Origin of the sequence: Achromobacter sp. 2789STDY5608621 (assembly GCF_001299375.1) — a bacterium.
GTDB lineage: Bacteria > Pseudomonadota > Gammaproteobacteria > Burkholderiales > Burkholderiaceae_B > Achromobacter > Achromobacter insuavis.
In genome coordinates this window covers 305233-320176 of record NZ_CYTU01000001.1, presented here as the reverse complement: position 1 = coordinate 320176, position 14944 = coordinate 305233, and the positions used below count along the sequence as shown (strand labels likewise).

Here is a 14944-nt window from a genome sequence, read left to right as displayed (position 1 = left end):
GGACGACGAGACCGGCAGTGCCATAGAGACATACCTATCCAACATGAGGAGGCAGTACCATGAGCAGACGTTCATTGTCCCTGAGCACCCTGTCCGCCATTGTGGTCGGCCTGGGCGCCACCAGCGCCGCCCACGGCGCCGGCTTTCAGCTCCTTGAGCAGAATGCCAGCGGCCTGGGCAACGCTTACGCGGGCTCGGCGGCAAATCCGGAAAACGCCAGCATCATCTACTACAACCCGGCGGGCATGACCTACCTGCCGGGCATCAATGTCTCGGGCGGCGTCAATCTGATCAAGCCCTCGTTCAAGTTTTCGGACAACGGCAACAGCCGCAATCCGACCGCGCTGGGCGGCACCCGTCCCACCGGCGGCGACGGCGGCGATGCCGGCAACCTGGGCGTCGTGCCCAACCTGTACGGCTCGTGGCAGCTGAGCGAGAAGTGGTTCATCGGCCTGGGCGTCGGCGCCCCGTTCGGCCTGATGACCGAATACGACAAGGGCTGGGAAGGCCAGTACCACTCGAACAAGTTCGAGATCAAGACCATCAACGTCAACCCGTCGATCGCCTACAAGGTCAACGACAAATTCTCGATGGGCTTCGGCGTCAACTGGCAGCACATCGACGCCACCTACAAGAAGAAGACCGTGGTGCCCGTGGCCCTGCCCGGCGGCGGCACCTTCATCACCAACGGCGACGCCGACCTCAACCTGAAGGGCGACGCGTGGGGCTGGAACGTGGGCTTCATGCTGCAGCCCACCGAAGACACCCGCATCGGCCTGTCGTACCGCTCCAAGATCAAGCACACCGCCAAGGGCGATACCGACATCACCAACATCGGCCCGACCGGCCAGTCGGTCTCGTTCGACGCCAAGGCCTCGGTCGACCTGCCCGACACCCTGATCCTGAGCGCCACCCACCAGCTCAACGAGAAATGGGAACTGCTGGGCGACATCTCGTGGACCGGCTGGAGCAGCATCCCCGACCTGAAGATCCGCAACTCCGGCACCGGCGCGCGCGATGACGACCTGCCGCTGAACTTCCGCGACACGTGGCGCATCGCCGTGGGTACGTCCTACAAGTTCGCGCCCGACTGGAAGTGGAAGTTCGGCCTGGCCTACGATCAGTCACCGGTCCACAAGGCCGAAGACCGTCCGACCTCGCTGCCCGACAACGACCGCTACTGGTTCTCGACCGGCGTGCAGTGGCAGGCCACCAAGAACACCACGCTCGATCTGGGCTACACCTATCTCTACCTGCGCAAGACGGACATCGACACCACGTCCGGCAACCAGCTGACCAAGGGCCGCGTCGCGGGCACCTATGACAGCAGCGGCCACATCTTCGGCCTGCAACTGTCGTCCCGCTTCTAGCCCTGCCGGGGCGGATGACGGGCCGGTCCCGTCTTCCGCCCGCATTTTCAGGAGACTTCCTTGAGCAAGTTCGTCGTCAAACACGTCGCCGTGCTGGGTGCCGGCGTCATGGGCGCGCAGATCGCCGCCCACCTGGCCAATGCCGGCGTGCCCGTCACGCTGTTCGATCTCGCGGCGCCCGACGGCGACCGCAACGGCATCGTCAAGAAAGCGCTGGCCGGCCTGAAGAAGCTCGAGCCGGCGCCGCTGGCCAGCCCCGCCCGCCTGGCCCTGATCACCCCGGCCAACTACGACGACCATATCGAACAGCTGCGCGGCTGCGACCTGATCATCGAAGCCATCGCCGAGCGCATGGACTGGAAGACCGCGCTGTACGAGCGCATCGCGCCGCACGTCGCGCCCGGCGCCATCATCGCCTCCAATACCTCCGGCCTGTCGATCGACGCGCTGGCCAACGCCCTGCCGGCGGCCCTGCGCGACCGCTTCTGCGGCATCCACTTCTTCAATCCGCCGCGCTACATGCGCCTGGTGGAAATCATCGCCACCTCGCACACCCAGGCGCCGGTGCTGGACCAGCTCGAGACCTGGCTGACCTCCACGCTGGGCAAGGGCGTGATCCGCGCGCTCGACACCCCCAATTTCGTCGCCAACCGCATCGGCGTGTTCTCGATCCTGGCGGCCATGCACCACACCCAGCGCCTGGGACTGGGCTTCGACGAGGTCGACGCCCTCACCGGCCCGAAGATCGGCCGTCCCAAGAGCGCCACCTACCGCACCGCCGACGTGGTCGGCCTGGACACGCTGGCCCACGTGGTCGGCACCATGGACAAGAACCTGCCGGACGATCCCTGGCACCGCTATTTCACGCTGCCCGCCTGGCTGTCGGCCCTGATCTCCAAGGGCGCGCTGGGCCAGAAGAGCGGCGCCGGCGTCTACCGCAAGGCCGGCCGCGAAATCCAGGTGCTGGACCTGCAGGCGCAGGACTACCGCCCCAGCGCCGGCAAGCTGGCCGACGAGGTCGCCGCCCTGCTCAAGGAACGCGATCCGGCCAAGCGCTTCGCCGCGCTGCGCGCCAGCGAGCATCCGCAGGCCCAGTTCCTGTGGAGCCTGTTCCGCGACATCTTCCACTACAGCGCGGCGCAGCTCGGCCAGGTGGCCGACAACGCCCGTGACCTCGACCTGGCCATGCGCTGGGGCTTCGGCTGGGCCCAGGGTCCGTTCGAGACCTGGCAGGCCGCCGGCTGGCAGGCCATCGCCCGCGCCGTGGCCGAGGACATCGCCGCCGGCCGCGCCATGAGCGACGCGCCGCTGCCCGCCTGGGCGCTGGAACCGGACCGCCAGGGCGTGCACACGCCCGCCGGCTCGTATTCCGCCCGCAGCGGCAAGCTGCACCCGCGCTCGGCGCTGCCGGTCTACCAGCGCCAGCTGTTCCCCGAGCGCGTATTCGGCGAAGGCGCCGACGACCGCGGCGTCACGGTCTGGGAAAACGAAGGCGTGCGCCTGTGGAACCTGCCCGAGGTCGACGCCGGCATCGCCATCCTGTCGGTCACCTCCAAGAACCACACGCTGGGCGCCGAGGTGCTGGAAGGCATCCTGCAGGCCGTGGCCCGCGCCGAGCGCGAGTTCGACGGCCTGGTGATCTGGCATGACGCGCCGTTCGCCGTGGGCGCCAACCTGCAACAGGTCTCGGAAGCCTGCGCCGCGGGCCAATGGGACATGCTGGAAGCCACCGTCGAGAAATTCCAGCGCACCTCGCAGTCCTTCAAGTACGCGCAGATCCCCACCGTGGCGGCCGTGCAGGGCATGGCGCTGGGCGGCGGCTGCGAGTTCCTGATGCACGCCTCGCATCGCGTGCTGGCGCTCGAAAGCTACATCGGCCTGGTCGAGGCCGGCGTCGGCCTGATCCCGGCCGGCGGCGGCAGCAAGGAATTCGCCGGCCGCGCCGCGGCGCTGGCGGCCACCACCGCCACGCCGGGCGAGGTGTTCCCGTTCCTGCAGCCGGTGTTCCAGACCATCGCCATGGCGCGGGTCGCCAAGAGCGCCATCGAAGCCGTCGAACTGGGCTTCGCGCGCGAACAGGACATCGTGCTGTTCCATCCCGGCGAGCTGCTGTTCGTGGCCATCGGCCAGGCGCGCGCCGCCGCCACCGCCGGCTACGTGCCGCCGCCGCGGCTGCAGGGCGTGCCGGTGGCCGGCCGCAACGGCATCGCCAACTTCGAGATGGTGCTGGTCAACATGCGCGAGGGCGGCATGATCAGCGCCCACGACTACCGCGTGGCCCGCAGCGCCGCGGTGGCGCTGTGCGGCGGCGAGATCGAGACCGGCGCCAAGGTCGACGAGGAATGGCTGCTGGCGGTCGAGCGCAAGGAATTCGTGGCGCTGCTGCGCACGCCCGAGACCCAGGCCCGCATCCGCCACACCCTGGACACCGGCAAGCCATTGCGGAACTAGACCCCCCCTAGCGCCTTCGGCGCCTCCCCCAGGGGCGCCGGTGGCGGACCGGCGGAGCCGGATCCGCGCGGCCCCGCTTGTGGGGGACCGTGGCGGGCGTAGGGTGATCGTTATGGATACGAGGAATTGATATGAGCAAGCAGATTCAAGAGGCTTACATCGTTGCGGCGACGCGGTTGCCGGTGGGCAAGCGTAATGGGGTGTATGCCACGACCCGGCCCGACGACATGCTGGCGGCGGCGCTGCAGGGCGCGCTCAAGCAGACGCCGTGGCTGGATCCGGCGCGCATCGACGATGTCATCACCGGCTGCGCCATGCCGGAAGCCGAACAGGGCATGAACGTGGCGCGCATCGGCCTGTTGCTGGCCGGCCTGCCGCAGAGCGTGGCCGGCGTCACCGTCAACCGCTTCTGCGCCTCGGGGCTGCAGGCGGTGGCCGACGCCGCCGCCCGCATCCGCACCGGCGAGGCCGACATCATGATCGGCTCGGGCACCGAGTCGATGAGCGCGATGCCGCAGATCATGGGCAACAAGGTGTCGCTCAACCCGGCCATCTTCTCGCACCCCGAGAACATCGGCATGGCCTTCGGCATGGGCCTGACCGGCGAGAAGGTCGCCGAGCAGTGGAAGGTGTCGCGCGAGGACCAGGACGCTTTCGCGCTGGCCTCGCAGCAGAAGGCCAACGCCGCCATCGCGGCCGGCCATTTCCGCGCCGAGATCACGCCGTTCGAAGTCGTGACGCGCCTGCCCGGCGGCGCCAAGGGCGACGTGCGCGAGACCCGCCGCCTGGTCGAGGTCGACGAGGGCCCGCGCCCCGATTCCAGCGCCGAGGGCCTGGCGCGCCTGAAGCCGGTGTTCGCCGCCCGCGGCAGCGTCACCGCCGGCAACAGCTCGCAGATGTCCGACGGCGCCGCCGCCGTGGTGCTGGTGTCCGAGCGCGTGCTGCGCGAGTTCAACCTCAGCCCGCTGGCGCGCTTCGTCAGCTTCGCCGTGGCCGGCGTGCCGCCGGAAATCATGGGCATCGGCCCCATGGCCGCCATCCCGAAGGTGCTGGCGCGCGCCGGCATCGCCCAGGACGACCTGGACTGGATCGAGCTGAACGAAGCCTTCGCCGCGCAATCGCTGGCGGTGATGCGCGAGCTCAAGCTCGACCCGGCCAAGGTCAACCCGCTGGGCGGCGCCATCGCGCTGGGCCACCCTCTAGGCGCCACCGGCGCCATCCGCACCGCCACCCTGACCCATGGCCTGCGCCGCACCGGCGGCAAGTATGGGCTGGTGACGATGTGCATCGGCACCGGCATGGGCGCGGCCGGCCTGTTCGAGGCCATGTGACCGAGGCCGGATAGAAGAACCATGAAGCCTTATTGGTTCAAACGCCTGTCGCCGACCTGGCGCGCGCGCCTGATGCGGGTGGGATTCAACCTGCATCCGGCGTTCCGCGCCACCGGCGGCCGGGTGCTGCACGTGTCGCCGGATTTCCAGCACATCCGCATCAAGCTGCCGCTGCTGCGGCGCACGCGCAACATCGTAGGCTCCATGTACGGCGGCTCGCTGTTCGCGGTGACCGACGGCGCCCACCCCACCATGCTGATGGCCGCGCTGGGCGCGGACCACATCGTGTGGGACAAGGCGGCGTCCATCCGTTACCGCAAGCCCGCCTACACCACGCTGTATGTGGACTTCCGGCTGCCGCCGGGAGAAATCGCGGACATCCGGGCCGTGCTGGCCCGCGACCACGAGACCACCCGGACCTACACCGTGGAATTGAAGGACAAGGACGGCGTCGTCTACGCCGTCGTGGAACGCACGATCTACATCGCCGACAAGAAGTACTACAAGCAGAAAACGACTGGAGGAGACCCATGCGTGACATCATCCCCGGAGGGCGCGCCACCGCCCTGAGCCTGATCCTGGCCGCCTGCCTGGCCGCGGCCCCCGCGCGCGCCGACGTCGAGGTCGCCGGCGTGCGCGTTCCCGAGCAGCTGTCGGAAGGCGGCCATGCGCTGGTGCTCAACGGCGCCGGCCTGCGCACCAAGTTCGTGGTCAAGGTCTACGTGGCGGCGCTGTACGCCAGCGCCAGGAGCCAGGACGCCGCGGCCTTGATCAACAGCAATGAACCGCGCCGCATGCGGCTGCAACTCTTGCGCGATGTCGACAGCAAGAGCCTGGACGCGGCGCTGCAGGACGGATTGCGGGACAATACCCACAAGCAGGAGCTTGCCGCGCTGCAGGCGCATGCCGACCGCCTGTCATCGCTGATGGCCGAGATCGGCTCGGCGCGCGAGGGCGACGTGATCGACCTGGACTTCGACGCCCGCGGCGTCACCATCACCGACAACGGCAAACAGCGCGGCCGCATCGACGATCCCGCCTTCGCCCGCGCCCTGCTGCGGGTATGGCTGGGCGACAACCCGGCGCAGTCCTCCCTGAAAAAAGCCCTACTGGGAACCCCGTAAAGATGGAACGAATCTGGCAAAAGAGCTACCCCCCGGGCGTGCCCGCGGAGATCGAGCTGGACGACGCCACCACGCTGGTCTCGATCGCGCGCGACAGCTGCCGGCGTTTCGCGGACAAGACCGCGTACATCAGCATGGGCAAGTCCCTGAGCTATGGCGAACTCGACGCCCTGACGCGCGACTTCGCCGCCTGGCTGCGCGCCAACGGCCTGCGCAAGGGCGACCGCGTGGCGCTGATGATGCCCAATCTGCTGCAGTATCCGGTGTGCCTGTTCGGCGCGCTGCGCGCCGGCTGCGTCGTGGTCAACTGCAACCCGCTCTACACCGCCCACGAACTCGAGCACCAGTTGGCGGACTCGGGCGCGCGCGCCATCGTGGTGGCCGACAACTTCGCCGCCACCGTGCAGAAGGCCCTGCCGGCCACCGCCATCGAGAAGGTGCTGGTGACCTCCATTGGCGAACTGCTCAGTCCGCTCAAGGGCCGGCTGGTCGATTTCGTGGTCAAGCGCGTCAAGCGCATGGTGCCGGCCTGGTCCATCCCCGGCGCGATACGGCTGCGCGACGCCCTGCGCGCCGGGCGCGACGCGCCATTCGACGAAGTCGCGCTGACCCAGGACGACCTGGCCTGCCTGCAATACACCGGTGGCACCACCGGCGTGGCCAAGGGCGCCATGCTGACGCACGGCAACCTGGCCGCCAACGTGACCCAGGCCCATGCCTGGATCAAGCCGCTGGTCAAGGACGGCGAGGAGTGCATCGTCACCGCGCTGCCGCTCTACCATATCTTCGCGCTCACGGCGAACTGCCTGGCCTTCATGAAGATCGGCGCCAGCAACCTGCTCATCATCAACCCGCGCGACATCCCCCGGCTGATCAAGGAGATGGGCAAGGTACCGTTCAGCGCCTTCACCGGCGTCAACACGCTGTTCAACGCCCTGCTCAACCACCCCGACTTCGCCAAGCTGGATTTCTCGCGCCTGCGCCTGACGATGGGCGGCGGCATGGCGGTGCAGCGCGCCGTGGCCGAGCGCTGGCTGGCCGTCACCGGCCGGGCGCTGGCGCAGGCCTACGGCCTGACGGAGACCTCGCCGGCCGTGACCATCAATCCGCTCGACGTGAAGGTCTTCACCGGCTCGATCGGCCTGCCGGTGCCCTCCACCGACCTGTCGATCCGCGATGACGACGGACGCGAGGTGGCCCTGGGCGAGCGCGGCGAGATCTGCGTGCGCGGCCCGCAGGTGACGCGCGGCTACTGGAACCGGCCCGACGAGACCGCGCTGGTCATGACGTCCGACGGCTTCCTGCGCACCGGCGACATCGGCTACGTCGACGAGACCGGCTACGTCTTCCTGGTCGACCGCAAGAAGGACATGATCCTGGTGTCGGGCTTCAACGTCTATCCGAACGAGGTCGAGGACGCCGCCGCGCTGCATCCGGGCGTGCGCGAAGTGGCCGCCATCGGCGTGCCCGACGAACGCTCGGGCGAGGCGGTCAAGCTGTACGTGATCCGCAAGGATCCCAACCTGGACGCCGAGACGCTGATCGCGCACTGCCGCACCCAGCTGACCGGCTACAAGGTGCCGCGCTACATCGAGTTCCGCGACGAGCTGCCGCGCACCAACGTCGGCAAGATCCTGCGGCGCGAGCTCAAGCCGGCCGCCGCGGCGCCGCAGAAGGACACGGCCGGCGCCTGATGCCGACGCGGGCGCGGCGACGGGCGATCCGCCCGCGCCGCCGCCCTGGGTCTATCACCACTGGCCGAAGAACACCCCGGCGCGCTTGTGCGCGTTGGTGCCCTGCTCCACCGCCGCGTCGCTCATGGTGGTGCGGCGCTTGCCGCGCAGCATCCAGTCGAACAACCGCTCGCGCAGTTGCGCCCGCACCGCAGCATGGCCGGCGCTGGCGCCCAGGTCCTGGAACTCGTCGGGGTCGGCCTGCAGATCGAACAGCTGCTCGGGTTCGTCCAGCCAGTACACGTAGCGCCAGCGGTCGGTGCGCACCGACCAGGCGCGCGCGTTCTGCGGCGTCTTGCCGCGCAGGATGCGCGCCTGGCGGAAGCTGTAGTCCAGCTCCGAGAACACGCAGTCGCGCCAGGGCTCGTCCGCCCCGCGGCCATGCAGCACGGTCTGCAGCTCGCGCCCCTCCAGCCGGTGCCAGGGCCGCGGCGCGTCCAGCGCGCGCAGCACCGTCGGCACCAGGTCCACGCTTTCCACCATGTCCGCCAGCGCCTGGCCCCGGGTGGCGTCGGCCGCCGCCGACGGGTCCATGACGATGAACGGCACGCGCTGCACGGTGTCGTAGAACAGTTCCTTCTCGCCCAGCCAGTGGTCGCCCAGGAAGTCACCATGGTCCGCCGTGAACACGATCAGCGTGTTGCGCATCAGGCCCGCGCCTTCCATGTAGTCGAACAGCCGCCCCAGATGGTCATCGAGCTGGCGGATCAACCCCTGGTAGGCCGGCCGCACCACCCGCACGCACTCGTCGGTCGAGAAGCTGACGCTTTCCTCGTGCTGGCGGTAGGCCGCCACCACCGGATGCGCGCCGGCCAGTTCCTCGCGGTTGCGGCGCACCGGCAGGCACTGGTCGGCCGTGTAGCGCTGGTGATAGGGCGCCGGCGCCATGTAGGGCCAGTGCGGCTTGACGTAGCTCAGGTGCAGCACCCAGGGCTGGCTGCCGCGCTGTTGCATGAAGCGCAGCGCCTGGTCGGTCATGTAGGCGGTTTCCGAATGCGGTTCGGCCACGCGCGACGGCAGGTGCACGTTGCGCATGTTCCAGCCGCTGGCCACGCGCCCATGCGCGTCGACGCCGGCGATGACGTAATCGGTCCACGGATCGGCGCTGTCGTAGCCCTGGCTGCGCAGGAAGGCGGGATAGCCGCTCTCCTTGCCCGGCTCGTGGTGGCCGTCGTAGCGGTCGACCTCGATGAAGCCGCCGCGCGACAGCAGCGCGCCCAGCTCGGAGCCACCGTCGATCGACAGGCGGTCCATGCCGGCGCGGTCGGGAATGACGTGGGTCTTGCCCGCCAGCGCCAGGTCGCGCCCCTGCCCCGCCAGGTACTCGCCCAGCGTGATCTCGTTGACCGACAGCGGCACCCGGTTCCAGGTGGCGCCGTGGCGCGAGGGATAGCGCCCCGTGTAATAGCTCATGCGCGACGGGCCGCACACGCCGGAATTGACGAAGGCGCGGTCGAAGCGCGCGCCGCGCGCCGCCAGCGCGTCCAGGCTGGGCGTCTGCAAATAGGGATGGCCATAGCAGCTCAGGTGGTCCGCCCGCAGCTGGTCGGCCATGATGAACAACACATTCTGCACCGTGCTCATCGTTGCCCGCCTTATTGCGTGGCCGTGAAGCCGGACGCCTTCACCGCCGGTTCCCATTGGGCCCGGTAGGCGTCCAGCTCGCGCCCGGTGGCGGCGGCATCCGCCGTCACCGGCTCCAGATACGACTCGCGCACCGCCTGCTGCATGGCCGGATCGCGCATCACCGCGGCGATGTCCTCGCCCAGCCGGGCGGCCTTGGCCGGCGCCATCGCCGACGAGGCGAAGAACGCGTTCCAGCCGTCGGCCGCCAGGTCCACGCCGGCCTCGCGGAAGGTCGGCACGTCCGCCAGCAGCGGATCGCGGCTCTCGCCCGACGTCGCCAGGATGCGGATCTTGCCGGCGCGGTGCTGCGGCAGCAGCGTGTCGAGCGTGTCGACCGCCTGCGGCAGCACGCCGCCGATCAGTTCGGAGATCAGCGGCGCCGAGCCCCGGTAGCCCACCACCTCGGGCTCCTGGCCGATCTGGCGGCCCAGCATCAGCGCGAAGAAGTGCGGCAGGCTGCCGGTGGCCGGCACGCCCACGGAGAACTGGCGCGGGTTGTCGCGCAGCCACTGGCGTAACCCCGCCACGTCGCGGATGGGCGAATTGGCCGCCACCGCCAGCGCGAACTTGTAGCGGCTGACCAGCGACACCGGCTGGAAGTCGCGGCGGGCGTCGTAGCCGGGTTCGGCGTAGACCAGCGGCGCCACCACCATCACCGCCGGATTGGCCAGCATCAGCACGTTCTGCCGCGTCGCCAGCGCATGCAGGCCCTGGGCCGCGATGCGGCCGCCGGCCCCTGTCTTGTTTTCGACCACCACGGTCACGCCCAGCCGGTCCTTCAGGCGGTCGGCCACCAGCCGCGCGATGCGGTCGGAACTGCCGCCCGGCGGGTAGCCCACCACGATGGTCAGGGCGCCGTCCAGCGGCGCCTGCTGGGCACAGGCCGGCGCGGCCGAAGCCGCCGCGAACGCCGCGAACGCGACGCAGGAAATCCAATTACGCACGCTAGTCTCCTGGTGACAATGGCCCGCTGTCGGTTATGTTTATGCATGCCGGGCCTGGCCTGGATAGGCGAGACGACTGTAGCGCCGCGACGATTGCTTGATCTAATCCAGTACTTGCCATAACGATATGGACCACCCCGTCGAACATCCCCTGGCCGGAATGCTGATGTACCAGCTGTACCAGGCCTGGGCGCAGTCCAACCCCGTCTTCGTGCGCCTGTGCGAAGGCCGCTTCGGCATCACCCGGCGCGAATGGCGCCTGCTGGCCTGTGCGGTCGAGGGCGGCATCATGACCTCGGCCGAACTGGCCGCCGCCGCCAAGCTCGACCTGGCGCGCACCTCCCGCACCCTGGGCGCGCTGTGCGAAAAGGGCTGGCTGCGGCGCCTGCCCGACAGCGCCGACCGGCGCGTGGTGCGCATCGAGGCCACCGCCGACGGCCTGGACCGCTACCGCGCCCTGCTGCCGGAGGTGATGCGGCTGAACGACCTGCTGGTGCAGGACCTGGACGCCGCCGAGGTCGCCCTGCTGCGCGACCTGCTGACCCGCATCGAGCAGCGCGGCCGGCGCATGGCGCAGGACAACATCGTGGCGGAAAAGGCCAGCCGCCGCGAAGGCGGAACGCGGCGCGCGCAATACGGTTGACGGCGCGCGACCCCTTTATTTTTAAGGGGTTACCCTGATACGCTTGGGCGGCCTCCTCCTATGGACCTCCCATGCCCGGCGCCAAACCGAACCCCGCCTCGAATCCCGTCTTTCGTTACTTCGAAAACCTGATCGACCCGTTCCGGGACGCCCCCGACATCACCCCGCCAGGGCGCGTGCTGCGCTTCTACGCCTATTACCTGCGGCAGGTCTGGCCGATCTTCGCCATCCTGCTGCTGGTGGGCCTGGGCGGCGCATTGGTGGAAGTGGCGCTGTTCAGCTTCCTGGCCGACCTGGTCGACATGGCGCAACACACGCCGCCGGCGGACTTCTTCCGCGAGCACGCCTACACACTGGCGTGGATGGCGTTCGTGGTGATGGTGCTGCGGCCGCTGTCGATCGCGGCGCACGACCTGCTGTCGCACCAGACCATCTCGCCCAGCCTGACCACGCTGGTGCGCTGGCAGAACCACCGCTACGTGCTGAACCAGGGCCTGGCGTTCTTCCACAACGACTTCGCCGGCCGCGTCGCCAACCGCGTGCTGCAGACCGGCTATTCGCTGCGCGATTCCGCGGTGCAATCGGTGGACGCGCTGTGGCACGTGATCCTGTACGCCGCCAGCGCGCTCTATCTGTTCGCCGAGGCCGACTGGCGCCTGGTGATCCCGCTGGTGCTGTGGATCGTCATCTACTGCTGCATGCTGGCGTACTTCGTGCCGCGCATGCAGGCGCGCGCCGTCATCGCCTCGGAAGCGCGCTCCAAGCTGATGGGCCGCATCGTCGACGGCTACACCAACATCTCCACGCTCAAGCTGTTCGCCCACGCCCGCCGCGAGGAGGACTACGCGCGCCAGGCCATGACCGAGCAGACCGAAAAACAGCGCCTGTCGACCCGCGTCATCACCGCCATGGACGTGTCCATCAACACGCTCAACGGCGTGCTGATCGCCAGCACCGCCGGCCTGGCGCTGTGGCTGTGGAGCATCGGCGGCATCAGCCTGGGCGCCATCACGCTGGCCCTGGGCCTGGTGATCCGCATCAACAACATGTCCGCCTGGATCATGTGGGAGGTCAACGGCATCTCCGAAAACGTCGGCATGGTGCAGGACGGCCTGGCCACCATCGCGCAGCCACGCCAGGTGCTGGACCGCCCCGACGCCGTGCCCCTGCGCATCACGCAAGGCGAGGTGCGGTTCGAGGACATGTCGTTCCACTACGGCAGCGGCCGCCAGATCATCCCGCACCTGGACCTGACGGTGCATGCGGGCGAGAAGATCGGCCTGATCGGCCCGTCCGGCGCCGGCAAGTCGACCCTGGTCAACGTGCTGCTGCGCCTGTATGACGTGGAAGGCGGCCGCATCCTGATCGACGGCCAGGATATCGCCGGGGTCACCCAGGAAAGCCTGCGCTCGCAGATCGGCGTGGTCACCCAGGACACCTCGCTGCTGCACCGCTCGATCCGCGACAACCTGCTGTACGGCCGGCCCGACGCCACCGAGGCGCAGGTGCGCGACGCCATCGAGCGCGCCCGCGCCGCCGAATTCATCGACGCCCTGGTCGACGGCGACGGCCGCCGCGGCCTGGACGCCCACGTCGGCGAGCGCGGCGTCAAGCTGTCGGGCGGCCAGCGCCAGCGCATCGCCATCGCCCGCGTGCTGCTCAAGGACGCGCCCATCCTGATCCTGGACGAGGCCACGTCGGCGCTCGACTCCGAGGTCGAGGCCGCGATCCAGGAGAGCCTGGAGGCGCTGATGCAGGGCAAGACCGTCATCGCCATCGCGCACCGCCTGTCCACCATCGCCCGCATGGACCGGCTGGTGGTGCTGGACGGCGGCCGCATCGTCGAATCCGGCAGCCACGCCAGCCTGATCGCCCAGGGCGGGCTGTACGCGCGGTTGTGGAGCCACCAGACCGGCGGTTTCGTCGGGCTGGATTGAGCGGGCCGGCAGGCGTCGCGCTCGCGCCACACGGGAAGACCCTGTACGTACATGCTGTACGTACAGGTGTACACTGGCGGCTTTCAACCCCCTGACAGACGCACACATGAACGTCTGCGCCGCGAGAAAATCCCCCTGGAGACTCCGATAGTGACGACCGAAACCACCCGTTCGCCTTTCTTTGGCACGATGCAGAAAATCCCCGGCGGCCTGATGCTGGTACCGCTGATCCTGGGTTCGCTGATCGGCACCTTCGCGCCCGACGCGCTGGCCATCGGCGGCTTCACCACCGCCCTGTTCAAGAACAGCGCCCTGCCGCTGATCGCCCTGCTGATCTTCGCCACCGGCACCCAGGTCAACACCCGCACCGGCGGCCCGATCCTGGCCACCGCCGGCACCATCCTGCTGATGAAGACGCTGGTGCCCGCCACCCTCATCATCATCCTCGGCGCCTATGTCGGCCTGGACGGCGTGCTGGGCATCTCCATCCTGGCGATGCTGGCGGCCTTCGACAACAGCAATGGCGGCCTGTGGCTGGCGTACACCGGCCAGTACGGCGATGCCCGCGACCGCGGCGCCTACGTCGCCAGCGCCATCAACGACGGCCCCTTCTTCAGCCTGCTGTTCCTGGGCGCCTCGGGCCTGGCCGACATTCCCATGATCGCCCTGGTCGCCGCGCTGGTGCCGTTCCTGCTGGGCGTGGTGGTCGGCAACCTCGATCCCAAGTGGCGCGACGTGCTCAAGCCCGTGCCCAACATCGTCATCCCGTTCTTCGCCTTCGCCCTGGGCACCGGCATCAACCTGGGCGCGGTCGTCAGCGGCGGCGTCAGCGGCCTGATCCTGGGCCTGATCATCAGCCCCATCACCGGCGGCCTGGTCTACCTGGGCTATCGCCTGATCCTGCGCCGTGGCGGCAAGAGCGGCCTGGGCTTCGCGGCCGGCACCACCGCCGGCAACGCCATCGCCACGCCCGCCGTGGTCGCGGCCGCCGATCCCAACTTCCAGCAATACGTGGCCACGGCCACCGCGCAAGTGGCCGCATGTGTGCTGATCAGCTCGATCCTGGCGCCGGTGCTGGCCTCGTATTTCCTCAAGCGCGCCGGCGAACTCAAGCCGGTGGACGCCAGCGACGAAACGCCCGCCGGCGGCTATCGCGAGGCCCGCGGGGAGGCCCTGTGACGCCCGCCATCGCCATCGTCGCCGACGACCTGACCGGCTCCGGCGACACCGCCGTGCAGTTCGTGCGGGCCGGCTGGACCACCCGCCTGTCGATCGACGGCGCGCACGAGGCGCTGGCCGCGCCGGCCGCCGACGACGTCGACGTGCTGGCGGTCACCACCCACAGCCGCGCCCTGCCGGCCAGTGAAGCCGGCGCGGTGATCCGGCGCAACGTCCAGCGGCTGCGCGCCGCCGGCGTCGCGCGGCTGTACAAGAAAGTGGACTCGACGCTGCGCGGCGCCTTCAAGGCCGAGATCGACGCGGCGCGCGAGGCCTGGGGCGACGACGCCATCGCGGTGGTGTGCCCGGCCTTTCCCGCCACCGGCCGCACCGTGGAAGACGGCGTGCTGATGGTGAGCGGCCTGCCGGTCACGGCCACCTCGGCCGCCACCGACCCGGTCACGCCCGTGACCGAAAGCCACATCCCGACCCTGCTGGGCTGCGCCCACGTCGCGGCCCTTCCCGGCGAAACGCCCGAGTCGCTGGCCGCGCGCATCGCGCAGGCCGGCGCCACCGTGGTGGTGGACGCCCGCGACGACGCCGACCTGGAACGGCTGGCGCGCGCCA

11 protein-coding genes and 1 pseudogene are annotated in these 14944 nt (G+C 69.4%); 10 read left to right on the top strand and 2 right to left on the bottom strand.

Annotated elements, in window-relative coordinates:
- Window positions 1-59 precede the first annotated feature (59 nt).
- The 6 genes from AOZ53_RS01565 (at window position 60) to AOZ53_RS01540 (ending at window position 7970) form a co-directional block, all read left to right on the top strand.
- Window positions 60-1370, top strand: coding sequence for an OmpP1/FadL family transporter (locus AOZ53_RS01565; protein ID WP_054474205.1), 1311 nt, complete (start codon window positions 60-62; stop codon window positions 1368-1370).
- A gap of 60 nt (window positions 1371-1430) precedes the next feature.
- Window positions 1431-3821, top strand: a complete 2391-nt coding sequence (locus tag AOZ53_RS01560; RefSeq protein ID WP_054486657.1) for a 3-hydroxyacyl-CoA dehydrogenase/enoyl-CoA hydratase family protein — start codon at window positions 1431-1433, stop codon at window positions 3819-3821.
- A 131-nt stretch (window positions 3822-3952) separates the two neighbouring features.
- A complete protein-coding gene (locus tag AOZ53_RS01555) occupies window positions 3953-5152 on the top strand; it encodes an acetyl-CoA C-acyltransferase (protein ID WP_054431471.1) in 1200 nt (399 codons plus the stop codon).
- Window positions 5153-5173: 21 nt separating this feature from the next.
- Window positions 5174-5722, top strand: coding sequence for a DUF4442 domain-containing protein (locus tag AOZ53_RS01550; RefSeq protein ID WP_054431472.1), 549 nt, complete (start codon window positions 5174-5176; stop codon window positions 5720-5722).
- The gene (locus AOZ53_RS01545) at window positions 5683-6276 is read left to right on the top strand and encodes a chalcone isomerase family protein (RefSeq protein WP_054431473.1); all 594 of its coding nucleotides are present in this window, start codon (window positions 5683-5685) and stop codon (window positions 6274-6276) included. Before AOZ53_RS01550 ends, AOZ53_RS01545 begins: the two co-directional genes overlap by 40 nt.
- A gap of 2 nt (window positions 6277-6278) precedes the next feature.
- On the top strand, window positions 6279-7970 hold the full coding sequence (locus tag AOZ53_RS01540) for an AMP-binding protein (protein WP_054486656.1): 1692 nt from the start codon (window positions 6279-6281) through the stop codon (window positions 7968-7970).
- Between the two features lie 54 nt (window positions 7971-8024).
- Here AOZ53_RS01540 and AOZ53_RS01535 read toward each other — a convergent pair whose 3' ends face one another.
- Both AOZ53_RS01535 and AOZ53_RS01530 read right to left on the bottom strand, forming a co-directional pair.
- Window positions 8025-9593: a sulfatase-like hydrolase/transferase gene (locus AOZ53_RS01535; protein WP_054486655.1), complete on the bottom strand. Its 1569-nt coding sequence runs from the start codon at window positions 9591-9593 to the stop codon at window positions 8025-8027.
- Between the two features lie 11 nt (window positions 9594-9604).
- Window positions 9605-10567, bottom strand: a complete 963-nt coding sequence (locus AOZ53_RS01530) for a Bug family tripartite tricarboxylate transporter substrate binding protein (RefSeq protein WP_369815767.1) — start codon at window positions 10565-10567, stop codon at window positions 9605-9607.
- 139 nt (window positions 10568-10706) lie between these two features.
- On the opposite strand from AOZ53_RS01530, the gene AOZ53_RS01525 reads away from it, so the two are divergent.
- The 4 genes and pseudogenes from AOZ53_RS01525 to dtnK all read left to right on the top strand — a co-directional run.
- A complete protein-coding gene (locus tag AOZ53_RS01525) occupies window positions 10707-11222 on the top strand; it encodes a MarR family winged helix-turn-helix transcriptional regulator (RefSeq protein ID WP_054431477.1) in 516 nt (171 codons plus the stop codon).
- A 71-nt stretch (window positions 11223-11293) separates the two neighbouring features.
- Window positions 11294-13159 (top strand): ABC transporter ATP-binding protein, encoded by a 1866-nt coding sequence (locus AOZ53_RS01520; RefSeq protein WP_054431478.1) that lies wholly within the window; start codon window positions 11294-11296, stop codon window positions 13157-13159.
- 150 nt (window positions 13160-13309) lie between these two features.
- Window positions 13310-14338: a 2-keto-3-deoxygluconate permease gene (locus tag AOZ53_RS01515; RefSeq protein WP_082380280.1), complete on the top strand. Its 1029-nt coding sequence runs from the start codon at window positions 13310-13312 to the stop codon at window positions 14336-14338.
- Window positions 14335-14944, top strand: a pseudogene (gene dtnK / locus AOZ53_RS01510) (D-threonate kinase); the annotation flags it as partial. The gene AOZ53_RS01515 and the pseudogene dtnK, both read left to right, overlap by 4 nt.

Excerpts from the sequence above, each read along its gene's own strand:
- AOZ53_RS01565 (WP_054474205.1), top strand. The coding sequence starts at position 60 with ATGAGCAGACGTTCATTGTCCCTGAGCACCCTGTCCGCCATTGTGGTC.
- AOZ53_RS01550 (WP_054431472.1), top strand. The coding sequence starts at position 5,174 with ATGAAGCCTTATTGGTTCAAACGCCTGTCGCCGACCTGGCGCGCGCGC.
- AOZ53_RS01555 (WP_054431471.1), top strand. The coding sequence starts at position 3,953 with ATGAGCAAGCAGATTCAAGAGGCTTACATCGTTGCGGCGACGCGGTTG.
- AOZ53_RS01535 (WP_054486655.1), bottom strand. The coding sequence starts at position 9,593 with ATGAGCACGGTGCAGAATGTGTTGTTCATCATGGCCGACCAGCTGCGG.
- AOZ53_RS01545 (WP_054431473.1), top strand. The coding sequence starts at position 5,683 with ATGCGTGACATCATCCCCGGAGGGCGCGCCACCGCCCTGAGCCTGATC.
- AOZ53_RS01520 (WP_054431478.1), top strand. The coding sequence starts at position 11,294 with ATGCCCGGCGCCAAACCGAACCCCGCCTCGAATCCCGTCTTTCGTTAC.
- AOZ53_RS01540 (WP_054486656.1), top strand. The coding sequence starts at position 6,279 with ATGGAACGAATCTGGCAAAAGAGCTACCCCCCGGGCGTGCCCGCGGAG.
- AOZ53_RS01525 (WP_054431477.1), top strand. The coding sequence starts at position 10,707 with ATGGACCACCCCGTCGAACATCCCCTGGCCGGAATGCTGATGTACCAG.